The organism is Streptomyces sp. NPDC033180 (assembly GCF_055577645.1).
The window spans coordinates 611141-634230 of the sequence record NZ_JBVIPU010000003.1; the positions used below are offsets into that span (position 1 = coordinate 611141).

Annotated in this window: 22 protein-coding genes and 1 pseudogene; 12 read left to right on the forward strand and 11 right to left on the reverse strand. The window is 69.6% G+C overall.

Features of this window, described 5'->3' with window-relative positions; translation table 11 throughout:
• Nucleotides 1-33 precede the first annotated feature (33 nt).
• A complete protein-coding gene (locus ACZ5WE_RS13530; protein WP_467686087.1) occupies nt 34-402 on the reverse strand; it encodes a YbjQ family protein in 369 nt (122 codons plus the stop codon).
• 138 nt (nt 403-540) lie between these two features.
• Between ACZ5WE_RS13530 and ACZ5WE_RS13535 the strand changes: the two genes are divergently transcribed.
• Entirely contained in the window at nt 541-1233 is a 693-nt protein-coding gene (locus tag ACZ5WE_RS13535) for a DedA family protein (protein WP_467686089.1), read from the forward strand.
• A 24-nt stretch (nt 1234-1257) separates the two neighbouring features.
• Here the strand turns inward: ACZ5WE_RS13535 and ACZ5WE_RS13540 are convergent, their stop codons facing one another.
• Nucleotides 1258-2931: a threonine/serine exporter family protein gene (locus ACZ5WE_RS13540; RefSeq protein WP_467686091.1), complete on the reverse strand. Its 1674-nt coding sequence runs from the start codon at nt 2929-2931 to the stop codon at nt 1258-1260.
• A gap of 129 nt (nt 2932-3060) precedes the next feature.
• The gene (locus tag ACZ5WE_RS13545; RefSeq protein ID WP_135330561.1) at nt 3061-3549 is read right to left on the reverse strand and encodes an inorganic diphosphatase; all 489 of its coding nucleotides are present in this window, start codon (nt 3547-3549) and stop codon (nt 3061-3063) included.
• Between the two features lie 85 nt (nt 3550-3634).
• Between ACZ5WE_RS13545 and dacB the strand changes: the two genes are divergently transcribed.
• From dacB to folE, 6 genes are all read left to right on the forward strand, one after another.
• On the forward strand, nt 3635-5215 hold the full coding sequence (gene dacB, locus ACZ5WE_RS13550) for a D-alanyl-D-alanine carboxypeptidase/D-alanyl-D-alanine endopeptidase (RefSeq protein WP_467686093.1): 1581 nt from the start codon (nt 3635-3637) through the stop codon (nt 5213-5215).
• A gap of 288 nt (nt 5216-5503) precedes the next feature.
• The gene (locus tag ACZ5WE_RS13555; RefSeq protein WP_467686095.1) at nt 5504-6625 is read left to right on the forward strand and encodes a zinc-dependent metalloprotease; all 1122 of its coding nucleotides are present in this window, start codon (nt 5504-5506) and stop codon (nt 6623-6625) included.
• Nucleotides 6626-6862: 237 nt separating this feature from the next.
• The gene (gene tilS, locus ACZ5WE_RS13560; RefSeq protein WP_467686097.1) at nt 6863-7975 is read left to right on the forward strand and encodes a tRNA lysidine(34) synthetase TilS; all 1113 of its coding nucleotides are present in this window, start codon (nt 6863-6865) and stop codon (nt 7973-7975) included.
• 51 nt (nt 7976-8026) lie between these two features.
• Nucleotides 8027-8587: a hypoxanthine phosphoribosyltransferase gene (gene hpt / locus ACZ5WE_RS13565; protein ID WP_135330538.1), complete on the forward strand. Its 561-nt coding sequence runs from the start codon at nt 8027-8029 to the stop codon at nt 8585-8587.
• Between the two features lie 203 nt (nt 8588-8790).
• Nucleotides 8791-10824 (forward strand): ATP-dependent zinc metalloprotease FtsH, encoded by a 2034-nt coding sequence (ftsH, locus tag ACZ5WE_RS13570; RefSeq protein WP_467686099.1) that lies wholly within the window; start codon nt 8791-8793, stop codon nt 10822-10824.
• A gap of 120 nt (nt 10825-10944) precedes the next feature.
• On the forward strand, nt 10945-11550 hold the full coding sequence (gene folE / locus ACZ5WE_RS13575) for a GTP cyclohydrolase I FolE (protein WP_399397157.1): 606 nt from the start codon (nt 10945-10947) through the stop codon (nt 11548-11550).
• 22 nt (nt 11551-11572) lie between these two features.
• Here folE and ACZ5WE_RS13580 read toward each other — a convergent pair whose 3' ends face one another.
• The 6 genes from ACZ5WE_RS13580 to ACZ5WE_RS13605 form a co-directional block, all read right to left on the reverse strand.
• A complete protein-coding gene (locus ACZ5WE_RS13580) occupies nt 11573-12058 on the reverse strand; it encodes a DUF3180 domain-containing protein (protein ID WP_467686101.1) in 486 nt (161 codons plus the stop codon).
• 73 nt (nt 12059-12131) lie between these two features.
• On the reverse strand, nt 12132-12743 hold the full coding sequence (gene folK, locus ACZ5WE_RS13585; RefSeq protein WP_467686103.1) for a 2-amino-4-hydroxy-6-hydroxymethyldihydropteridine diphosphokinase: 612 nt from the start codon (nt 12741-12743) through the stop codon (nt 12132-12134).
• Nucleotides 12740-13099 carry a dihydroneopterin aldolase gene (folB, locus tag ACZ5WE_RS13590; protein WP_160506392.1) on the reverse strand — a complete coding sequence of 120 codons (360 nt, stop codon included), beginning with the start codon at nt 13097-13099 and terminating at the stop codon, nt 12740-12742. The genes folK and folB overlap by 4 nt, the downstream gene beginning before the upstream one ends.
• A gap of 133 nt (nt 13100-13232) precedes the next feature.
• Entirely contained in the window at nt 13233-13766 is a 534-nt protein-coding gene (locus ACZ5WE_RS13595; protein ID WP_467686105.1) for a nuclear transport factor 2 family protein, read from the reverse strand.
• On the reverse strand, nt 13763-14635 hold the full coding sequence (gene folP, locus ACZ5WE_RS13600; RefSeq protein WP_467686107.1) for a dihydropteroate synthase: 873 nt from the start codon (nt 14633-14635) through the stop codon (nt 13763-13765). Before folP ends, ACZ5WE_RS13595 begins: the two co-directional genes overlap by 4 nt.
• 30 nt (nt 14636-14665) lie before the next feature.
• Nucleotides 14666-16525 (reverse strand): phosphatidylglycerol lysyltransferase domain-containing protein, encoded by a 1860-nt coding sequence (locus ACZ5WE_RS13605; protein ID WP_467686109.1) that lies wholly within the window; start codon nt 16523-16525, stop codon nt 14666-14668.
• A 187-nt stretch (nt 16526-16712) separates the two neighbouring features.
• On the opposite strand from ACZ5WE_RS13605, the gene ACZ5WE_RS13610 reads away from it, so the two are divergent.
• Nucleotides 16713-17831: an alpha/beta hydrolase gene (locus ACZ5WE_RS13610; protein WP_467686111.1), complete on the forward strand. Its 1119-nt coding sequence runs from the start codon at nt 16713-16715 to the stop codon at nt 17829-17831.
• 4 nt (nt 17832-17835) lie between these two features.
• On the opposite strand, the gene ACZ5WE_RS13615 is transcribed toward ACZ5WE_RS13610, so the two are convergent.
• The gene (locus ACZ5WE_RS13615) at nt 17836-18993 is read right to left on the reverse strand and encodes an ABC transporter ATP-binding protein (RefSeq protein ID WP_467686113.1); all 1158 of its coding nucleotides are present in this window, start codon (nt 18991-18993) and stop codon (nt 17836-17838) included.
• A gap of 132 nt (nt 18994-19125) precedes the next feature.
• On the opposite strand from ACZ5WE_RS13615, the gene ACZ5WE_RS13620 reads away from it, so the two are divergent.
• The 4 genes from ACZ5WE_RS13620 to ACZ5WE_RS13635 all read left to right on the forward strand — a co-directional run bounded on the left by ACZ5WE_RS13620 (nt 19126) and on the right by ACZ5WE_RS13635 (nt 22750).
• Complete coding sequence (locus tag ACZ5WE_RS13620) at nt 19126-19854, forward strand: ABC transporter permease (protein ID WP_467686115.1); 729 nt, start codon at nt 19126-19128, stop codon at nt 19852-19854.
• Nucleotides 19851-20531, forward strand: coding sequence for an ABC transporter permease (locus ACZ5WE_RS13625; protein ID WP_467686117.1), 681 nt, complete (start codon nt 19851-19853; stop codon nt 20529-20531). The genes ACZ5WE_RS13620 and ACZ5WE_RS13625 overlap by 4 nt, the downstream gene beginning before the upstream one ends.
• 67 nt (nt 20532-20598) lie before the next feature.
• Nucleotides 20599-21573 (forward strand): ABC transporter substrate-binding protein, encoded by a 975-nt coding sequence (locus ACZ5WE_RS13630; RefSeq protein WP_467686119.1) that lies wholly within the window; start codon nt 20599-20601, stop codon nt 21571-21573.
• Nucleotides 21574-21751: 178 nt separating this feature from the next.
• Nucleotides 21752-22750 (forward strand): hypothetical protein, encoded by a 999-nt coding sequence (locus ACZ5WE_RS13635; RefSeq protein WP_467686121.1) that lies wholly within the window; start codon nt 21752-21754, stop codon nt 22748-22750.
• An 84-nt stretch (nt 22751-22834) separates the two neighbouring features.
• Here the strand turns inward: ACZ5WE_RS13635 and ACZ5WE_RS13640 are convergent.
• A pseudogene (locus tag ACZ5WE_RS13640) lies at nt 22835-22978 on the reverse strand (PH domain-containing protein); the annotation flags it as partial.
• Between the last annotated feature and the right edge of the window lie 112 nt (nt 22979-23090).

Here is a 23090-nt window from a genome sequence, read left to right on the forward strand (position 1 = left end):
TCCACCACGGGTGGGCGCCCCTTACCCATCGGTTCACTGCTCCTGCGTGATCACGGCCGCCGTGCCGTACGCGCACACCTCCGTACCCACGTCCGCGGCCTCGGTGACGTCGAAGCGCATCATCAGGACCGCGTTGGCGCCCCGCGCGCGTGCCTGCTCGATGAGCCGCTCCATCGCTTGGTTACGGGTCTCCACCAGCGTTTTCGTGAGGCCCTTCAGCTCGCCGCCGACCATGGACTTGAGGCCGGCGCCGATCTGGCTGCCCAAGTGCCGGGAGCGCACGGTGAGGCCGAAGACCTCACCGATAACCTGTTGCACGCGGTAGCCCGGTACGTCGTTCGTCGTCACGACCAGTACGTCGGAGCGCGGATCGGTGCCGCCGCCGAAATCTTCGATACCCATGGCACACAGCTTTGCCCCAGAACACGCACAGTGCACCCTGGGGAGGACAGTGGAACCTGGGCCCGTCACCTCGCGTTGATAGCTTTGGGCGGCCATCCCCCCGCCGCACCGCCCTCTCACCCACAGGAGCCCCGAACCGTGACGACGCTTGCGCTCGGACCAAGCTGGCTGGATCCGGACTACCTCCTGAACACGTTCGGGGTCTGGGGCCTGCTCGCGATCGTCTTCGCCGAGTCGGGCCTGCTCATCGGCTTCTTCCTGCCGGGTGACTCGCTGCTGTTCACGACGGGCCTGCTGATCACGACGAAGCAGCTCGACTTCCCGCTCTGGCTCTGTGTCGTCCTCATCTGCATCGCCGCGATCCTCGGCGACCAGGCGGGCTATCTCTTCGGCAAGAAGGTCGGCCCCGCGCTCTTCAACCGCCCGGACTCCAAGCTGTTCAAGCAGGAGAACGTGGTCAAGGCGCACGAGTTCTTCGAGAAGTACGGCCCGAAGTCCCTGGTCCTGGCCCGCTTCGTGCCCATCGTGCGGACGTTCACGCCGATCATCGCCGGCGTCAGCGGCATGCGGTACCGCTCGTTCATCACGTTCAACATCATCGGCGGCGTCCTCTGGGGCGCCGGCGTGACGCTGCTCGGCGCGTGGCTGGGCAACATCGACTTCGTGCACAAGAACATCGAGGCGATCCTCATCCTGATCGTCCTGATCTCGGTGGTGCCGATCGCGATCGAGTTCCTTCGGGCGCGCAGCAAGTCCAAGAAGGCCGCCGCGGCCGAGGGCGACGCCCCCGGGGCGGCCCAGGCCTCACGCGGCCGGCACGCGAAGCGGTAGGACGGACACCAGTGGGACCCGGGGTCAGAAGCCTCGGGTCCGCTTCGCCGCACGGCGGTTCGCCGCGGTCGTGGCGCCCGGGATCTTGAGGATCATCCGCGAGACCTCGCTGCCCAGGTTCACGCCGATCGCGATGGCCAGTGCCGTCGCCGCCGCCTTGGTGAGCGAGTTGATGCCCGTGTTCATGTCGTTCTGGGCGAGGGCCAGCAGGCCGAAGTACGTCGCGCTACCGGGCAGCAGCGGGCCGATCGCCGCGGTGACGTACGGCAGTGAAGAGGCGAAGCGGTAGCGCGAGAAGAGTTGGCCGAACAGACCCACGAGCCCGGCCGCGACGGCCGTCGCGGCCACCGGCGAGAGCTCCAGCGAGGTCTGGGCGAGCGCGCCGTACATGACCCAGGCGATACCGCCGTTCAGGGTCACGATGAGCACGGTGTGACGTTCCTGCTGGAGCAGTATCGCGAAGGCGAGGCTCAGCGCCATCGACGCCAGGATCTGGATCACCGGGCGCGAGTCGGTCGCCACGAACGCCGTCTCCGCCTTCAGGCTCGTCGCGTCCAGCATCACGCCGAGCGACAGCACGAGCAGCACGCCGCAGACGATGCCCACGACGAGATAGCAGACCTCGAGGAGGCGGGCGGCGGCCGTGATGTAGTAACCGGTCAGGCCGTCCTGCACGCCTGCGACCAGGGCTCTTCCCGGGATCAGCGCGAAGAGGCCACCGGTGATCACCGCGGACGCGTTGACCTCCTGGGAGTGCAGGACGCTGAGCGTGACGCCCATCGCGGCGGGCGGCATCGCGGCCCCCACGAACTGGTAGAACTCCGGAAGCCCGCGGCCCGCGCAGAGCCAGGCGAGACGGTCGCCGAGCATCGCGCCGAACGCCGCGATCAGGAAGACCAGGGCGCCACCGCCCACGAGCACGGATGCCGAGCCCGCGAGCAGCCCGCTGGCCGCGGTGAGCGCCCAGCCGGGGTAGGGGTGGCGGTTACGGCGTATCGCCGCAAGGCGGCGGTAGGCCTCCTCCAGGGTGATCTCGATGTCCGTGTCGCTGATGTCGTCCACCAGCTGGAAGACGGCCGCGAGACGGGTGTAGTCGGTGCCCCTTCGGCGCACCGTCCTGGAGGCCGTGATCGGGTCGTCGACCAGGGACGGCTGGTGCGAGATCGAGAGCAGCGTGAACGTGACGGTCGGCTCGCAGCGGTCGAGGCCGTAACTGCGGCAGACGGCGAACATCGCCGCCTCCACGTCCTCGGCGCCCTCGCCGCCCGCGAGCAGCAGCTCGCCGATACGCAGCGTCAGGTCGAGGACGCGCGGCACGGCGGGCCCGGTCTCGTCCTCGTGCTTCTGGGTCGCCTCCGGAGTGGGCCGCTCGGCGACCGGCATGCGCAGCATCGTGCGCATCTGGTCCTGCCAGGGCGTCTCCTTGGTGAGCTTCACCAGAGGGATGCCGTGCGGGGGCGTGAACGCGGCCGGCGCGTTGCGGGAGCTGTAGGTGTGCGGCGTGGTGAACGCCGACTTCTCGGTCTCCTGCGTGGTCGACGAGGGATTCGCCAGACCGTTCGGGAGCGCGAACTCGGAGGTGGTCTGCGACTCGTCCTCGGGTGCCGGTGGCTGCGGCATCACACCGGTGGGCTGAGTGAACGCACTCCGGGCCTCATCCGACTGTGGCTTACGGTCTTCGGCCTCCTGGTCAGCCACTTTCACTGCCTCGCTCCCACATACGAACCTTGCGCACCTCCAGTACGAACAGTATGCGCACAGATACGCGAACGGGCCGCGCGGTCTTCGTGAAGATCGCGCGGCCCGTCAGGGGCTTCGCAGGGGCACTCAGTGACCCTGGGCCTCCGCACGCTTGTACGACTTCTCGATCTCGGCCTCGGCGTCCGCGCGGCCGACCCAGTCGGCGCCCTCGACGGACTTGCCGGGCTCCAGGTCCTTGTAGACCTCGAAGAAGTGCTGGATCTCCAGGCGGTCGAACTCGGAGACGTGGTGGATGTCGCGCAGGTGCTCCACACGGGGATCCGACGCCGGAACGCAGAGCAGCTTGTCGTCGCCGCCCGCCTCGTCGGTCATCCGGAACATGCCGATCGCGCGGCACTTGATGAGGCAGCCCGGGAAGGTCGGCTCGTCCAGGATGACGAGGGCGTCCAGCGGGTCACCGTCCTCGCCGAGGGTGTTCTCGACGAATCCGTAGTCAGCGGGGTAGCTGGTCGACGTGAAGAGGCGACGGTCCAAGCGGATCCGGCCGGTCTCGTGGTCCACCTCGTACTTGTTCCGCGAACCCTTCGGAATCTCGATGGTGACGTCGAACTCCACGGGTGGCTCCTCCATGATCAGCACATACTTCGGGTGGTTAAGTGTCCCTCACGCAGATGTGTGATCGCGAAAGGGGCTGGTCGTCGTGCCCGAGCTCAAGCCTTGGCAGCAGACCCGGCAGCACGTCGGGAAGCTGCTGAGGCGGCTTCCCAAGCCGTCGGCTCCCAAGGTCTCCGCCGCTCTCAAGACTCCTGCGAAGCGCAAGACCTTGCAGCTCACGGCGGGTGCGGCAACCGTCGGACTCGCGATCGCGGCGGGTGCCGTGGCCGCGGCCGGCCCCTGGGACTCCTCCGGTCAGCGTACGGCCGAGCGGGACTGGGCGGCCTACCAGGAGGCCGGGGGTGGCACAGATCACGGCGGTCGTACGTCCGGACGGGCGCCCGCGGCGCCTCCGAGCGCGCCCTCCGTGCTCAAGGGGCTCGGAGTGCACGCGGGCTCCGCGCACGGCGGCTCCGCGCCCGCTCCGGACGGCAAGGCGCTCGCGGGCGTCCTCGATCCGCTCCTGAAGGCCAAGGCGCTGGGTCCCGAGCGCTCGGCGGTCGTCATCGACGCGGGCACCGGACGGCGGGTCTACGGCAAGGGCGGCGGCGACGCCCTCACGCCCGCGTCCACCACCAAGATCGCCACGGCGGTCGCGGCACTGACCTCGGCGGGGGCGGACCACCGCATCACCACGAAGACGGTCATCGAGCCGGACTCGAAGGAGGTCATCCTGGTCGGAGGCGGCGACCCCACGCTCACCGCCCGCAAGGACGGCCCCTACTCCAGAAGCGCCGCGAGCCTGCGCGACCTCGCCGAGGACACCGCCCGCGCCCTGAAGGACCGCGGCACCGACAAGGTGACCCTGACGTACGACACCTCGCTCTACTCGGGAGAGCAGCAGCACCCCATCGGCCCGAACGAGAACCTCACCCTGGTCAGCGCCCTGATGGCCGACGAGGGCCGCCTCGACGACTCATCCAGCGGTCCAGCCCCGCGCTCGGGCGACCCGGCGGGCGACGCCGCGAAGAAGTTCGCGGGCCTCCTGGAGAAGGAGGGCATCGAGACCGGCACGGGCGCCAGGGAGAAGAAGGACCCGGGCCCCTCCAAGGCAAGTCACCGCGCCGAGTCCCTCGCCAAGGTCGAGTCCCCGCCGCTCTCGGCGCTCGTCGAGCGGATGCTGACGCACAGCGACAACGACATCGCCGAGGCGCTGGCCCGCCAGACGGCGCTCGCCGCCAAGGAACCGGTCAGCTTCGACGGCGCGGGCAGGGCGATCGACGCCCAGCTCAGGAAGTCCCAACTCCCGCTGGCCGGTACGAAGTTCGCTGATGGCAGCGGCCTGGACCGCGCGGACCGCAGCTCGGCCGAACTGCTCGCCGCGCTCCTGGCCCGCGCCGCCGACCCCGCCCACCCGGAACTGCGCTCCGTGGTGACGGGCCTGCCCGTGGCGGGCTTCACGGGCACCCTGGTCGACCGCTACCCCAAGGACTCCCCGGGTACCGGCGTCGTCCGGGCCAAGACCGGCACCCTGACAGGCGTGAACACCCTGGCGGGCACGGTCGTGGACGCGGAGGGCCGCCTCCTCGTCTTCGCGTTCATGACGACAGGCACGAGCGACCCCAAGGCAGCACAGGCGGCACTGGACGAGATGGCGTCGGCGGTGGCGAAGTGCGGGTGCCGGTAGCGGGCCCCTGGGCCTCGGACGGTGGGGGCGGGCCGGGCCCCAAAGGGGCGCGGGGAACTGCGCGACCAGCCGCGTCGGTGTCGCAGACGATGGACGGTCTGTTTTCCCCGGGGGCGCCCCCCCGGGTCCCCGGCCGGTGGGGCAGGGGACCTCGTCCGCCGTCGTGTCGGCGGCCGGCCAGCAGCCTCACGGCGCAATCGCTTCCCGTTGACCCCTACGGGCCCGGAGTGGGGCAATCTCGGGGGTCAACCACCTCCGCAGGAGGGGCCGAGCACGTACCGTTGACGCATGACGAGCATCGGTGGTGTGGAGATGGTCGACTGGAATCTCGCGGTGGCGACCGCGACCCGGCTGGTTCGGCCGGGTCCAGAAGTGAGCCGCGACGAGGCACGGGCCATCGTCGCCGAGCTCAGGAAGCATGCGAAGTCTTCGGAGGAGCACGTCCGTTCCTTCACCCGGATGGGCACGGAGGACATCCACGACACCCCGGTGCTCGTCGTCGACCGGGCCGGGTGGATCAAGGCGAACGTCGCCGGCTTCCGGGAGATCCTCAAACCCCTCCTGGACAAGATGCAGGACCGGCGCTCCGGCGGCCCCGGCGGAGCCGTGCTCGGCGCGGTCGGCGGCAAGGTCACCGGCGTGGAGCTGGGGATGCTGCTCTCCTTCCTCGCCTCGCGGGTCCTCGGGCAGTACGAGACCTTCGCCCCGGCCACCCGCGACCTCCCCGCGGGCCAGCACGGCGGCGGCAGGCTCCTCCTGGTGGCTCCGAACATCGTGCACGTCGAGCGCGAACTCGACGTGGACCCCCACGACTTCAGGCTCTGGGTGTGCCTGCACGAGGAGACGCACCGCACGCAGTTCTCGGCCGTGCCCTGGCTGCGGGACCACCTCGAAGGTGAGATCCAGTCATTCCTCTCCGAGACCGAAGTCGACCCGATGACGGTCCTGGAGCGCATCAGGGAAGCCGCCCAGTCCCTCGCCGGCGGTCGCCCCGAAGGCGAGGAGGACGACGGGGGCCGCTCCATCGTGGAGCTGGTCCAGACCCCCGCCCAGCGCGAGATCCTCGCCCGGCTCACGGCCGTCATGTCGCTCCTCGAGGGGCATGCCGACTTCGTGATGGACGGAGTCGGCCCCGACGTGGTGCCCTCCGTCGGCGAGATCCGGGAGAAGTTCCAGCAGCGCAGGGCCCGCGGGGCGAGCCGCCTTGACCAGGCGCTGCGCAAGCTGCTCGGCCTCGACGCGAAATTGCGCCAATACCGGGACGGTGAGCGTTTCGTGCGCGCGGTCGTGGGCGAGGTCGGAATGGACGGCTTCAACCGGGTGTGGACTTCGCCGAACACGCTGCCCACCAAGTCGGAGATCGCCAAACCGGCGGACTGGGTCGCGCGGGTGCACCGTAAGGGAGAGTGAGGGCAGTAAGGGAGCGAGTTGCGGCCGATGGCAGGCGAACGCCCCCGCAATCACCCGTCCGAGGGACCGTGAGCCATGGGTAGGCGTGCAATGCTCGGGGAACGGCTCGGCTCTGTCACCATCGACACACTCTGAGTGACTAATCTCGTGGGATCTGTCTGAGGCCCGATCTCCCGAGTAGTGGTCCTGAGTGACAGGTCCGAGGCTCACCCCCGAACTTCATGAAGGGAACCGGACATGGGTCCCCATCCTGCGGTCGCGGCGATACGCCTGGCGGTCCGCCGCGTACTCCACGACGTACTGACCGACGTACAGCGCACCGACGACGCCCAGCGCGCCGACCTGAGGCGCCCCGACGCACAGCGCACCCCCGAGCACGTCCCCGCACGCCCCGCGCACCCCCACCCTCCACGCGAGCAGGCCACGACGCCACTCGTGCTGGTCGCCTGCTCCGGCGGCGCCGACTCCATGGCGCTCGCCTCCGCCCTCGCCTTCGAGGCCCCCAAACTCGGCATCCGCGCCGGCGGTGTCACAGTCGACCACGGACTGCAGGACGGGTCCGATCTGCGCGCAGCCGAGGTCGTCTCGCGGCTGACCGCGCTCGGCCTCGACCCCATCGAGTCCGTCGCCGTCGACGTCGGCAGGGACGGCGGCCCCGAGGCCGCGGCCCGCGACGCGCGATACGGCGCGCTCGACGCCGTGGCAGAGCGCCACGGCGCCGCCGCGATCCTGCTCGGCCATACGCGCGACGACCAGGCGGAAACCGTCCTGCTCGGTCTCGCCCGTGGCTCCGGCATCCGCTCCCTGTCCGGGATGGCGGCCGTGTCCGGAGGCCCGGGCGCCGACCGCCGCTACCGCCGCCCCTTCCTGCACATCGACCGGCAGACCGCCCGCAAGGCCTGCATGGTCCAGTCGCTGCCCGTCTGGGACGACCCGCACAACACCGACCCCGCCTACACCCGCTCGCGGCTGCGGCACGAAGGCCTGCCCGCCCTGGAGAAGGCGCTCGGCAAGGGCGTCGTGGAAGCCCTCGCCCGTACGGCCCAGTTGTCCCGGGATGACGCCGACGCCCTGGACCACTGGGCCGCGCAGGCGGAAGCCTCCGTGCGCGACGCCGCGGGACTCCTGGAGTGCGCGAAGCTCTACGCCCTGCCGCCCGCCGTGCGCCGCCGCATCGTCCGCCGCGCGGCCATCGAGGCAGGCGCCCCGGCCGGGGCGCTGTTCGCCCGGCATCTCGAAGAAGTCGACCGGCTGATCACGGGCTGGCGCGGCCAGGGAGCCATCAATCTCCCGGGCAAAGTCGTCGCCCAGCGCCAGGGTGGCAGACTGGTGATCCGGCAAGGCTGTTGACCGAGGGACCCCCGGGTCCCACGCAGCCGGTGTGACGGACGACCGAAAGTGATGCGGGTGGACGCGAAAGACATGGGCACCGACCTTCAGTCGGTGCTCATCACCAAGGAAGAGATCGACGCGAAGCTGGCCGAGCTGGCCGCGAAGATCGACGCGGAGTACGCGGGCAAGGACCTGCTGATCGTCGGTGTGCTCAAGGGCGCGGTGATGGTCATGGCGGACCTCGCGCGTGCGCTGTCCACCCCGCTCACCATGGACTGGATGGCCGTGTCGTCGTACGGCGCGGGCACCCAGTCCTCCGGTGTCGTGCGGATCCTCAAGGACCTGGACACCGACATCAAGGGCAAGCACGTCCTGATCGTCGAGGACATCATCGACTCCGGTCTGACGCTGTCGTGGCTGCTGTCCAACCTCGGCTCGCGCGAGCCCGCGTCGCTGAAGGTCTGCACGCTGCTGCGCAAGCCCGAGGCGGCCAAGGTCGCGATCGACGTGGAGTGGGTCGGCTTCGACATCCCGAACGAGTTCGTCATCGGGTACGGCCTGGACTACGCGGAGAAGTACCGCAACCTGCCGTTCGTCGGCACGCTCGCTCCGCACGTCTACGGCGGCTGACGGCGGCCGATTCCCGGCCCTCCCGGTCAACTCCGGGGAGGCGGACGGGAACCCTCACCCGTTTCCCGGCGTTGAAGCATGCGAAGACGGGTTTGTCAGCCGTCCCGTGCGGCTTCGGGTGACAATGCTGGGGTACCGTCCGAAGAACAGTCTTTATCAAACTCACTATGGCAGGAGGGACGGGGCGTCATCGCTCCGTATGGATGGACGTGAAGCGATACTTCCGTGGGCCAGTCATGTGGATCGTGCTGGCCGTCCTTGCCGTGGTCGTGTTGATGCAGGTCGTCGGTTCGTCCGGTGGCTACAAGACGGTGGACACCGGCCAGGTAGTGCAGGCGATCAACGACGACAAGGTCGAGAGCGCCAAGCTCACCACCGGTGACGAGTCGACCATCAAGGTCGAGCTCAAGGATGGCCAGAAGGTCAAGGACAGCAGCAAGATCCAGGCGAGCTACATCGGCAACCAAGGTGTCGACATCGCCAAGACCTTGCAGGACAAGTACCAGGACAAGAAGATCCCGGACGGTTACACCGTCTCGCCGTCGAAGCAGAACCCGTTCGTCGGCATCCTTCTTTCCCTGCTCCCCTTCGTACTCATCGTCGTTGTCTTCCTGTTCCTGATGAATCAGATGCAGGGCGGCGGCTCCCGGGTCATGCAGTTCGGGAAGTCCAAGGCCAAGCTGATCACCAAGGACACCCCGAAGACGACGTTCTCGGATGTGGCCGGATCGGACGAGGCCGTCGAGGAGCTCCACGAGATCAAGGAGTTCCTCCAGGAGCCGGCGAAGTTCCAGGCCGTCGGGGCCAAGATCCCCAAGGGCGTGCTCCTTTACGGGCCGCCCGGCACGGGCAAGACGCTCCTCGCGCGCGCTGTCGCGGGTGAGGCCGGCGTCCCCTTCTACTCGATCTCCGGTTCCGACTTCGTCGAGATGTTCGTCGGTGTCGGTGCCTCGCGAGTGCGTGACCTCTTCGAGCAGGCCAAGGCGAACGCCCCGGCGATCGTCTTCGTCGACGAGATCGACGCCGTCGGTCGGCACCGCGGTGCCGGTATGGGCGGCGGTCACGACGAGCGCGAGCAGACGCTGAACCAGCTGCTCGTCGAGATGGACGGCTTCGACGTGAAGGGCGGCGTCATCCTGATCGCCGCCACGAACCGCCCCGACATCCTCGACCCGGCGCTCCTTCGTCCCGGACGTTTCGACCGGCAGATCGCCGTCGACCGCCCGGACATGGTCGGCCGTCTGGACATCCTCAAGGTTCACCAGAAGGGCAAGCCGGTCGCCCCGGACGTCGACCTGGGCGCGGTCTCCCGCCGTACGCCGGGCTTCACCGGTGCCGACTTGGCGAACGTGCTGAACGAAGCGGCGCTCCTGACGGCGCGCGGCGACAAGAAGCTGATCGACAACCACGCTCTCGATGAGGCGATCGACCGTGTCGTGGCCGGTCCGCAGAAGCGGACGCGGATCATGTCCGACAAGGAGAAGAAGATCACCGCGTACCACGAGGGCGGACACGCCCTGGTCGCGGCGGCGTCTCCGAACTCGGACCCGGTCCACAAGATCACGATCCTGTCGCGCGGCCGGGCCCTGGGTTACACCATGGTCCTGCCCGAGGAGGACAAGTACTCGACCACGCGCAACGAAATGCTCGACCAGCTGGCGTACATGCTGGGCGGGCGCGCGGCCGAGGAGCTCGTCTTCCACGACCCGACGACGGGCGCGGCGAACGACATCGAGAAGGCCACCGCGACCGCACGGGCCATGGTCACGCAGTACGGCATGACCGAGCGGCTCGGCGCGATCAAGTTCGGTGGCGACAACACCGAGCCGTTCCTGGGCCGCGAGATGGGTCACCCGCGCGACTACTCGGAAGAGGTCGCGGCGCTGGTCGACGAAGAGGTCAAGAAGCTCATCGAGACCGCGCACAACGAGGCCTGGGAGATCCTCGTCGAGAACCGCGACGTTCTCGACAACCTGGTCCTCCAGCTCCTCGAGAAGGAGACCCTCAACAAGGAGCAGATCGCCGAGGTCTTCGCAGGCATCGTGAAGCGCCCGGCCCGTCCGGCGTGGACCGGATCCTCGCGGCGCACGCCCTCGACCCGCCCGCCGGTGCTCTCCCCCCGGGAGCTGTCGCTGACGAACGGTGCGAACGGCGCCACGCCCGCGGTCACCGCGGGCACGGAGGCCCCGCCCGCGACCGGCATCGAGGTGGCTCCGGAGGACCGCCCCGAGAGCTGACCCCGAGCGCCTCAGCAGGCCCGGAATGGATGCTGCGCCCCCCTGGTTCTAGCCTGGGGGGCGCAGTTTTTCGTACGTACTGACGCAACCGGTGCGTGGAACGCTAGGAACGAGGCACACATGACCGACCCCGTGACGCTGGACGGCGAGGGCACGATCGGCGAGTTCGACGAGAAGCGAGCCGAGAACGCCGTGCGCGAGCTGCTGATCGCGGTCGGGGAGGACCCGGACCGCGAGGGCCTGCGGGAGACTCCAGGTCGCGTGGCGCGGGCGTACAGGGAGATATTCGGCGGCCTGTGGCTCAAGGCCGAGGATGTCCTGACGACGACGTTCGATCTCGGCCATGACGAGATGGTCCTGGTGAAGGACATCGAGGTACAGAGCTCCTGTGAGCACCATCTGGTCCCTTTCCACGGCGTCGCGCACGTCGGCTACATCCCGTCGTCCGACGGCAAGATCACCGGCCTGTCCAAGCTCGCCCGCCTCGTGGACGTGTACGCGCGCCGTCCGCAGGTCCAGGAGCGACTGACGACGCAGGTGGCGGACTCCTTGATGGAGATCCTCGAGCCGCGCGGCGTCATCGTGGTCGTCGAGTGTGAGCACATGTGCATGACGATGCGTGGGGTGCGCAAGCCGGGCGCCAAGACGATCACCTCGGCGGTGCGGGGGCAGCTCCGTGACCCCGCGACGCGCAACGAGGCGATGAGCCTGATCATGGCGCGCTAACGAAAGCCCACGCGCCGGCCGCTTATGCGGCCGCGGCCGTTCCGCCGTTTTCGTCGTCGTCTTCCGGGAGCCTGCAGACCCGCTCCAGGAAGAAGGCGGCCGCTATCACCGCGATGCCTGCCACCAGGGAGAGGCCCGCGTAGATCGCCTGGTCGCGGCGGGCCGGAACGTCCAGGTACTCCAGGAGGAAGGCGCCCGTGCCGCCGTACATTCCGGCGACGAGGGCGGCGACCAGGGCGCTCGCCTGGCCGAAGACGACCGCGCGCGCGGCCATCATCGGCTCGACGCCCTTCGCCCCGGGGCGTCGCTCGCGCTGAGCGCGCAGCCGGGAGCGCAGCGAGAGCGCCGTGGCGAGCAGCACCGCGGCGATCACCGAGAGCACGATGGGCGCGGCCAGCGGGACCCGCGGGAGTGTGCCCACGGAGTCCCACAGCCGGGCGCCCGCCCAGGACAGCACACCGGCCACCACGAAGAGGCCGGCCAGTGTCCTGATGCGCAGCTGCTTCACGGATGACCCTTCATCGTCGTACGGACCCGCTTCTCGGAGATCTGCATCGTGCGGGTTCGATAGACCCTAACGATTACTCGGGCAGGCGGAGTTCCAGGTCGACACGGGGCGTGACGCCTTCGCGGGTGACCTTGGCGAGCAGGTCGGTGACCGGGCCGCGGCCCGCCAGCTGGGCCTCGGGTTCCACGTCGTGCCAGGGGGCGAGGACGAAGGCACGTTCGTGCGCGCGCGGGTGGGGGAGCGTGAGGTCGGGGTCGTCCGAGACGACGTCCGCGTACGCCACGATGTCGACGTCGATCGTGCGGGCGGCCCAGCGCTCGTCCCGTACGCGGTGGAAGGCTTCCTCGATCGCCTGGGCCCGCTCCAGGAGCGAGGACGGCGGCAGGGTCGTCTTCACCACGACCACCGCGTTGAAGTACGACGGCTGGCTGCCGGGGTCCACGCCCCAGGGCTCGGTCTCGTACACCGGAGAGACGGCCTTGACGCGCAGGCCGGGGGTGTCCTCCAGGGCGTCGATGGCGCCCTGCAGCGTCTCCAGGCGGTTGCCGAGATTGCTGCCGAGGGAGATCACGGCGCGTTTGGGGTTGGAGAGGGTGGTGTCGGCGGCGTCGACCTGCTCGACCACGGCGGTGGGCACCGGCTGGACGGTCGGGTCGCTCTGCCCTTGCGTGGAAAACGCGGTCATACTCGGCTCCGGGTGATGGTGACGGTCACATCGTCGAAGGGGACGGTGATCGGCGCGTCCGGTTTGTGGACGCACACCTCGACCTCCAGGACCCCCTCGTGCTTCAGACACGTCTGGGCGATGCGCTCGGCGAGAGTCTCGATGAGGTCCACCGGATCGCCTTCGACGGCGGCCACGACCTCCTCGGCCACGACGCCGTAGTGCACGGTCTTCGCCAGGTCGTCGTCGGCGGCGGCCGCACGGGTGTCCAGGCCAAGGACCAGGTCCACGATGAAGGTCTGGCCCTCTTCGCGTTCCCGCGGAAAGACACCGTGGTGCCCGCGGGCCTTGAGGCCGCGCAGCGCGACACGATCCACGCGAATCACTCCTGCAATCGTCGTTATCGGCAGGCCTGCACCGAGTGCGGTCGGCACACCAGCCTCGATCGAATCTACCTGCGCGCACTGACAGCTCCAGCCCGCGGGGGCTCCCGGAACCGCCCCTACCCACTCAGGAGGGTGCGTCCTCGCCCTCTTCGTCGTCGGTTTCGGCGAGTACGGGTGAGGCGTGGTGCGACCAGAGCTTCCACCCGTCGACTGTGCGGCGGAACACATTGGTGGCGACGACGAGCTGCCCGACGAGCGGGCCGAGTTCGCCACCGCCCTCGGGGGGCGGGCCGCCGCTGAGGATGTTCTCCGTGCAGGTCACCAGGGCGGTGTCCCCGGCCACCCCGACATGCACGTCGGTCAGGAAGAACTGGATGTACTCGGTGTTCGCCATGATCAGCGCGTACGACCTGAGGACCTCGCCGCGGCCGGTGAGGACCGGCCAGCCGGGGTGGACGCAGGAGATCTTGGCTTCGTCGCCGTCTTCCGCTGCGTCCTCGTCGTCCCGGGCGTCGGGGTCGGGCGGTTCCGTTTCCGGGGCGGCGTCCGCGTCCAGCCAGAGGTCGGAGACCTCGTCGAAGTCGCCGCGCTCCAGTGCTTCGTAGAAGGCCGTGTTGGCCTGCTCGACTTGTTCGACGTCGGTCCTTGCCCCGGTCACTGAGGACCGCCCGCCGCGCTGGTCACGGCGTGTGCGACCCGGACGGCGTCGGCGGTGGCCCGCACCTCGTGCACGCGGACCGCCCACGCGCCCTGGTGGGCGGCGATGGCGGAGACCGCGGCGGTGGCCGCGTCGCGCTCGCGGGCGGGCGGCGGGGCCCCCTCGGGGCCCGCGAGGACGCGGCCGAGGAAGCGTTTGCGGGAGGCGGCGACCAGGATCGGGTGGCCGATCTCACGAAGGCGGTCGACGCGGGCCAGGAGCGCCAGGTCGTGCTCGACGTCCTTGGAGAAGCCGAGGCCGGGGTCGATGACGATGCGCTCAGGGGCGATGCCGCCCTCGATGGCGGCCTGCACGCGCGCGTGGAGCTCGTCGACGACTTCGGAGACCACGTCCTCGTAGACGGGCTTGGCGTGGATGTCGGCGAGGAAGCCGCGCCAGTGCATCACCACGAAGGGCGCCCCGGCGGCGGCGACCGCGGGGACCATGCGCTCGTCGGCGAGGCCGCCGCTGACGTCGTTCACCAGGACGGCGCCCGCGGCGAGTGCCCGCTCGGCGACGGTGGCGCGCATGGTGTCCACGGAGACCGTCAAGCCCTCGGCCGCGAGGCCCCGCACGACGGGGACCACGCGCCGCAGCTCCTCGTCCTCGTCCACGCGCGTGGCGCCGGGACGGGTCGACTCACCGCCCACGTCGACCAGGTCGGCGCCCTGGGCAACCAGGTCGATGCCGTGCTTGACGGCGGCCGTGGTGTCGAACCAGCGGCCCCCGTCGGAGAAGGAGTCGGGGGTCACGTTCACGACCCCCATGACCGCACAGCGGCCCCACTCCGGCAGCCCCTCGACCGATCCCCGCCCGCGCAACGTACTCATACCTCCAGCCTAGGCCCGAGCGGGCCGGCTCTATGCCGTCCGGACCTCGCGCTCCGTCGCGCGGTGCGGGCAGGGGCGGCGCTGTGCCCTCCCCCTGCGCAGGAAGCGGGGCATCGCGAGGGTCACGAAGCCCTCGGCCTGCATGGCGGCGAAGCCGATGCGGGGGAGGTCCTTGGAGGAGCGGTAGACGACGAAGCGGGGCTCCCAGCGGGGGCGGAACTTCGCGTTGAACTTGTACAGGGACTCGATCTGGAACCAGCGGGACAGGAAGACGAGCAGGCCGCGCCAGGCGCGGAGTACCGGCCCCGCGCCGATCTTCTCGCCGCGGGCGAGGGCCGCGCGGAACATGGCGAAGTTGAGGGACACACGCGCGATGCCGAGCTTCGGCGCGGCCTGCAGGGCGGCCACGATGAGCAGCTCGTTCATGCCGGGGTCGGCCGAGCGGTCGCGGCGCATGAGGTCCAGGGAGACGCCGTCCTTGCCCCAGGGGACGAAGTGGAGGACGGCCTTGAGGTCTCCGTAGTCGCCCGGTTCGTCGTCGGCCTTGTGGGCGGTGGCGATCAGGCAGTCGCCGTCGTCCGGGTCGCCGATGCGGCCGAGCGCCATGGAGAAGCCGCGTTCGGTGTCGGTGCCGCGCCAGTCGTCGGCGGCGCGCTGTATCCGCTCCAGTTCGCGCTCCCCGAGGTCACGCACGCGCCGTACGCGCGTCTCGTAGCCATTGCGCTCGATCCGCTTGACCATCTGGCGTACGTTGCGCATCGCACGCCCGGACAGGGAGAAATCCACGACGTCCACCACCGCCTCGTCGCCCAGTTCGAGCGCGTCCAGGCCGGTCTCGCGGGTCCAGACCTCGCCGCCCGTCTCGGAGCAGCCCATGACGGCGGGCGTCCAGGAGTGGGCCTTGGCCTCGTCCATGAAGCGTTCGATCGCGCCGGGCCAGGCCTCCACGTCGCCGATCGGGTCGCCGCTGGCGAGCATCACTCCGGAGACGACGCGGTAGGTGACCGCCGCCTTGCCGCTGGGGGAGAAGACGGCGCCCTTGTCGCGGCGGAGCGCGAAGTGGCCCAGCGAGTCGCGGGCACCGTGCTTGTCGAGCAGGGCGCGCAGCTTCGCCTCCTCGTCCTCGGTGAGGCGCGCGGCGGGGTGCTCGGGGCGGAAGGCCAGGTAGACGGTGGTGAGGGCGGTGAGCATGCCGAGTGCGCCGAGCGAGTAGCCGACCGTCCAGGACGTGGTCCCGTAGTAGTCGACCGGCCCCTCGAAGCCGAACAGGCCGTACAGGACGTGGGCGAGGCGTTCCGTGATGCTCGGGTCCCCGATGACCTTGCCCGGGTGCGCACTGACGATCACCAGGCCGAGGGCGAGGGAACCGGCCCCGAGGAGCACGAAGTTGGCGAGCGCCCGCCAGCGGCTGCGCGGGTCGGGCAGCGCGGCGAACTCACCCCGATGGCGCAGCAGCAGGGTCAGGAGGGCGAGCGAGATCACTACGCCGATGATCGAGTGCCGGTAGGCGAACTGCGCGACGGCGCCGGCCGGGAGCAGCACCACGGCGGCCCGCCAGGCCCGCCGCTTGTGGCGGCGCAGGCCGTGCGCGAGCAGCAGCAGGAGGATGCCGGAGCTGAGCGCGAGGGCGGCGGCGAAGGGGCCGAGCGCGCCGGGCAGGACCTCGGCGAGCGCGTGCATCCGGCTGTGCCGGAAGCGCGGGAAGACGCCGGCCGCTACGTTCAGCAGGCCGACCAGGGTGCAGGCGCGGGCGACGAGGGTCGGTACGGCTTCGGCGCGTGGGCCGCGGAGCAGTCGACTGAATCCGCTGCGGATGCCGTCACGGAGTCCGTCGGTACGGCGCCGTCCCTGGGGGCGGCTGCCCTCACCGTCCGGAACCGCACCTGACATTTCCGCATCTATCCTGACAGACATCGCATCCCGTGGTTCTGCGAGAGAGCTTGATTCCGGCACCAAAACGGCATCCGGCGACATTGCGCCCTCTAGGACGGTCCTTCTGGGGCTCGGGTTCACTCCCGACCGGAAAACCGCTGGAAAAGAACGACGGAACAGGCAGAAAGCGCAGGCAGAACACCCCATGGGTCTGACGAGCAACAAGGTCCTCGCGTTGGCGGTTCTCCTCGCCGTCGTGCTGTTCATCGGCACGATCTGGTTCTGGCCCCGCCTTGCCCGCCAGTCCTGGCGGGCCATCACCGGCCGTGTCGGGCTGCTCATCGTCACCCAGTTGGCGATCTTCGCATCGGTCGGCCTCGCCGCGAACCAGGCGTTCGGCTTCTACGCCACATGGGCGGACCTCTTCGGCCAGGAGACGAGCCCCGGTGTCGTCGTCGACCACGACCCGGCCAAGGGCGGGACGCCCGTCGACGTGCGCAGCACCCGGCCCGTGAACGTGCCCGGCGGCGGCAGGCCGTCGACCGGCGGCCAGATCCAGAAGGTCGTCATCAGCGGGAAGGAGGCGGACATAGCGAGCCCCGCGTACGTCTACCTGCCGCCCGAGTACTTCCAGCCGCGGTACAAGAAGCGCACGTTCCCCGTGTCCGTGGTGCTCACCGGATACCCCGGCACCGCCGAGGCGCTGATCAAGGGCCTGCACTACCCGCAGACCGCCCACGGCCTCGTGAGGCGGGACAAGATGCAGCCGATGATTCTGGTCATGATGCGGCCCACCGTGGCGCCGCCTCGGGACACCGAGTGCGTGGACGTCCCCGGGGGCCCGCAGGCCGAGACGTTCTTCGCCAAGGACCTGCCCGGTGCCGTCTCCGAGCACTACAGGACGGGCCGGACCGCGGGGAGCTGGGGCGTCATCGGTGACTCCACGGGCGGCTACTGCGCCCTGAAGCTCGCCACGCACCACCCCGATGTGTACGCCGCGGGCGCGGGTCTCTCCGCGTACTACAAGGCGCCCATCGACGTCACGACGGGCGATCTCTTCCACGGCGACAAGGAGTTGGAGCAGCGCGCCGACCTCATGTGGTACCTCGACCACATGCCGGCGCCCAAGACGTCCCTCCTTGTCACCACCAGCAAACAAGGAGAGGACAACTACGCGGACACCGAGAAGTTCATCGGCAAGGTGAAGTCGCCCACCAGGGTCTCGTCGATCACGCTCGACAGCGGCGGGCACAACTTCAACACGTGGCGCCGGGAGATTCCCGCGACCCTGGAGTGGATCAGCGGGCGGCTGGACGGCAAGTAGCGCCTCACATCTTGCCGATGGCCGTGATGGTCTCCAACTCGACCTCCCCGCGCGCGATGTCGCGCGCGTCCGCCGCCGTCGACTTGCGCAGCGCCTCGTGCAGCCGGGCCGGGGTGAGGACGCCGAGGAAGCGGCCCTCGCTGTCCTTGTCGATGACCGCGATCCAGCCCGCGTCGTGCTGGAGCATCGTCGCGAACGCCTGCTTCAGGGTGGCGCCCACCGGGAGCCACGCCTCCATGCGGCGGGCGTGGTCGCGGACCGTCCCCTTGCCGCCGTGCGCGTGCTCGGCGGAGATCCAGCCGTGCAGATTGTTCTCACCGTCCAGGACCACGGCCCAGCGGGCGTCGAGCTTCGCGGGCAGCGGGTCGTCCAGGTGCAGGACGGGCGGCTGCTCCAGGTCGCCCTCCTCGATGGGCGTCACGGAGAGGCGCTTGAGGCCCCGGTCCGCGCCGACGAAGTCCGCCACGTAGTCGTTGGCCGGTGCGCCCAGGATCGTGGAGGGGGTGTCGAACTGCTCGATGCGGCCCTCTCCGTAGACGGCCATGCGGTCGCCGAGGCGGACCGCCTCCTCGATGTCGTGCGTGACGAAGAGGACGGTCTTGCGGACGGCCTGCTGGAGGCGGAGGAACTCGTTCTGCAGGTGCTCGCGCACCACGGGGTCGACCGCGCCGAACGGCTCGTCCATCAGGAGAACCGGCGGATCGGCCGCGAGCGCACGCGCGACGCCCACCCGCTGGCGCTGTCCCCCGGAGAGCTGCTCGGGGTAGCGGTCGCCGAAGGTGGCGGGGTCGAGGCCGACCAGGTCGAGGAGTTCGGCGGCACGCTCGCGTGCCCTGCCGCGCTTCACTCCGAGCAGATGCGGGACGGTCGCCGTGTTCTCCAGGACCGTCTTGTGAGGGAAGAGGCCGACCTGCTGGATGACATAGCCGATACGGCGCCGGAGTTGGACCGGGTCGATGGCGGATATGTCATCACCTTCGACGTATATCCGGCCCTCGGTCGGCTCGATGAGGCGGTTCACCATCTTCATCGTCGTCGTCTTGCCGCAGCCCGACGGACCGACGAGCGTGACCAGTTCACCCTCGGTGACCTCGAAGGACAGGTCGTCGACAGCCGTGGTGCCGTCCTCGTACCGCTTGGTGACGTGCTCGAACCGGATCATGATTCCCCATTGTTGCGGGCGTTGTGTAAAGCCCATGTTGCGCCAGTACGACGAGTCTCGGCGATTGTCGGTGCTCCGCGTTAGGGTCGCCAGAGCGCCTCAGCAAACGGGACTCGGGGGGAGTGGGGCGGGATGAGCGAACAGAACTGTCTGGTGACGAACGACTGGATCTGCGGGGAGTACGTCAGCTCCCGCAGTCAGGAGCTGATCGACGCCACCGTCCAGCACGTGGGCATCACCGCCGCGTCGGTCGCCATCGGCGTCGCCGTCTCGCTGCCGCTCGCGCTGCTCGCCCGGCGCTGGCACTTCCTCGCGGGTCCGATCCTCGGCGTGACGACCGTGCTCTACACAGTGCCCTCGCTCGCGATGTTCTCGCTCCTGCTGCCCTTCTTCGGGCTCTCGGCCTCGCTGGTCGTCACGGGCCTCGTGCTGTACTCCCTGACGATCCTGGTGCGGAACATCCTGGCGGGGCTCCAGGCCGTGCCTCAGGAGGCTCGGGACGCGGCCAAGGGGATGGGGTACGGCCCGCTGCGGCTGCTGTGGGAGGTCGAACTGCCGCTCGCGCTTCCCGCGTTGCTCGCCGGTGTCCGCATCACCACGGTCTCGACGGTGGCCCTGACGACGGTAGGGGCGATCGTCGACTACGGAGGCCTCGGATCGCTGATCCTCGACGGCCTCGACACGACCTTCAAGGCGCAGGTGCTCACGGCCTCCGCGCTCTGCGTGGTCCTCGCCGTGGTCGCCGACCTGCTCCTGCTCGCCCTCCAGCGGTGGCTGACGCCGTGGACACGCGTCCATCGCATACGTACGAAGCGTCCCGCCCCGGCGGAGCGCACGGCCAAGGTGGCTGAACCTGCATGAACGCGATAACCGGCGCGTACAACTGGCTGACCACGGGCGCCAACTGGCAGGGCGAGAAGGGGGTGTGGCACCGCCTCGCCGAGCACCTCTACTTCAGCGGTGTGTGTCTCGCCGTCGCGTGCCTGATCGCGCTGCCGATCGCCCTGTTCCTCGGCCACATCGGCAAGGGCGGCGCCCTCGCGGTGAACATCTCGAACATCGGGCGTGCGGTGCCCACGCTCGCGGTGCTCGTGCTGCTGACGCTCACCCCGCTCGGCGAGCACGGGGACCTACCGACTCTCATCGCGCTCGTGCTGTTCGCGGTGCCGCCGCTGCTGACCAACGCGTACATCGGGATGCGCGAGGTCGACCGGGCGGTGGTGGAGGCCGCCCGGGGGATGGGCATGAGCGGCCGCCAGCTGTTCGCCCGGGTCGAACTGCCCCTCGCTTACCCACTGATCATGACCGGTGTGCGCTCGGCGGGCGTGCAGGTCGTGGCCACGGCGACGCTGGCCGCGATGGCGGGCGAAGGGGGCCTCGGCCGGATCATCACCGCCGGGTTCAACCTGCAGAACACGCCTCAGGTGGTGGCGGGCGCGCTCCTCGTGGCGCTGCTCGCGCTCTTCGTGGAGGTGGTGCTCGTCGTGGTGGGGAAGGTCTTCAATCCCATGCGAGGGCGCTCGGGGGTGGCGCAGTGATCTCCGTGCGGCAGTTTTGCGGCAGTTTTCCGTGTTTTCCAAGGTCTTTCGAAATGGTGGTTCACCGATGAACAGCACAACGCGTCGCGCGCGACGGATGGCAGGGGCGGCCGTGGCCGTCGTGGCGCTGACCGCGGGGCTCACCGCGTGCGGCGGGGACAGCCTGGAGAAGGACGGCAAGGGCGAAGGCGACAAGGCGGGCGGCAAGGGCAAGATCGTCGTCGGGTCGGCCCGTTTCACCGAGCAGAAGGTCCTCGCCGAGCTCTATGCGGGTGTGCTCGAGGACGCCGGATACGACGCCGAGGTCAAGACCGTCCAGAACCGCGAGGTGTACGAACCCGAGCTCAAGAAGGGTTCGATCGATGTCGCTCCCGAATACGCGGCGACGCTCGCGGAGTTCCTCAACCTCGGCAAGAACGGCCCGAAGGCGAAGCCGGTCGCCTCGAATGATGTGGACGACACGGTGGCCGCGCTGAAGAAGCTCGCCGAACCGCGCGGCCTGAAGGTGCTTCCCGTGGGTGAGGCCGTCGACCAGAACGCGTTCGCGGTGAGCAAGGATTACGCGAAGGAGCACAAGCTCAAGACACTTTCCGATCTCGGTAAGTCCGGCGAGAAGGTCAAGATCGCCGCGAGTGACGAATGCGAGTCGCGGCCGTTCTGCGCTCCGGGACTGAAGAAGACGTACGGCATCGATGTCGCGGGAATCGACCCCAAGGGCGTCGGCACCACGCAGTCCAAGCAGGCCGTGAAGAACGGCACGGACCAGGTGGTGCTGACCACGACCACCGACGCGACGCTCGACAGCTTCGGTCTCGTGGCCCTTGAGGACGACAAGAAGCTGCAGAACGCGGACAACATCCTTCCGGTTGTGAACGCGAAGGAAGCGGGCGACAAGGAGATAGCCGACGCCCTCGGGAAGCTGACCAAGGCCCTGACGACGGAAGATCTCGCGGAACTCGACCGGAAGGTCGATGTGGAGCGGCAGAAGGAAGCCGATGTCGCCAAGGAGTATCTGGAGTCGAAGGGATTGATCAAGAAGTAGCGCGGGCGAAGGGGCCGCCTTCGAAGGACGCATCCTTGAAGTGGTCCTCGAAGTGGCTCGGCCGAAACTGGAGTTGAGTGGCCGAAGAGGAGCGGGAAGGTGGGGAGTCAGCACTATGGCGCTGTCATTTTGGCGGGCGGGGCACCAGAGTTCGCCTACGCGCGGTAAGTTTCTGGCCATGCCACGTGGACGTCACCGCCATTCCCCACCCTTGCACAGGCTGCTTCCTCCCTCGACGGTCGCAGGTCTCTCCCTTGTCTGCGCCGGCGGCGCCTGGCTGTTCGCGGAACCTGTCGTGCTCCGCGGCCTGGCCGCGGCCGCGGCGGCGGCTGCCGTCGTGGGCTCGGTCGTCATGCGCCGCTGGGACCTGGCGGCCGGAAAACAGGTCGCCGAGTTGGGCCGCGCCCGCAAGAGCGACGAATGGCGCTACGAGGAACGCATAGCCGAGTGCGAGTCCGACCTGGACGAGTCCCGGGAGATCCGGGGCCGCCTGGAGACGAAGCTGCGGTCCAAGCGGGCCGAGCTCGCCGCCCTGCGGAACGAACACGCGGCGCTCCTGCGGCGGTACGCGACCGCGGAGACCGAGCGGGCGAGCGCGCTCGAGGGGCGGCGGCTGCTCGCCATCGAGGCATCCACTCCGGCGCGAGCCCTGCCGCCCGCCCCGGTCCGTGTGGAACCCCCGGCCCGGGTCGAGGCCCCGGCCACCGTCGTGCGTCCAGGGGCGATCGCGCCTCCGTCGTTGTACGACCGGGCGAACTCGGCGCTCGACCGGCTCACACCGAAGCCCACCCCCGAGAGCGGGGCCTCCCGGCAGCGCGCGGACGGGGACGAAGCGCGGGGGAAGTCCGGGGCGGCCGAGGGGTACGGCGGGCATGAGCGCGCGGTCGCCGTCGCGCCGCCCGCGCAGAGGCGACGCCAGGCCGCCCAGGGAGGCTTCGACTTCTTCGGCACGAAGAGCGAGGCCACCGCCGGAGCGCTGGAGTCCGTACAGAACGTGGATCTCGCGGACGTGGTGGGCGAGGAGGCACTCGCCGTGCACAAGGCGGAGTCCGAGGCGGAGTTCAAGGCCCCCGCGGAGGGCTCGGACCGGGCCGTGGGCCAGGTCATCGACCTGACGGAGCACGACGAGACCGAGCAGATCGACGTGGCGGAGCTGCGGACGGCGCTGCGGGCGTAGGCGGGCCCCTGGGCCTTGGCTGCCGTCATCACCGGCTCCGCCGAGTTCGTACGCAAGCGCCGGGCGGGCTGGGTTTTCAGCGCGTCAGGCCATCCATCGGTCAGGCCGCGCGGTCCTGCGTCCCGTGCGGGACCTTTCCGCTTGCGCGGACAGTAGTGCGGCTGCCTCGCCGGCGGGGCGCAGGCGGGCCGTCACTGTTTTGTTCGCCCCGGTGTCGACTGGCACGTTCGTCGAGTTTGTTCTTGAGCGCCGGGCGGGCTGGGTTTTCAGCGCGTCAGGCCATCCATCGGTCAGGCCGCGCGGTCCTGCGTCCCGTGCGGGACCTTTCCGCTTGCGCGGA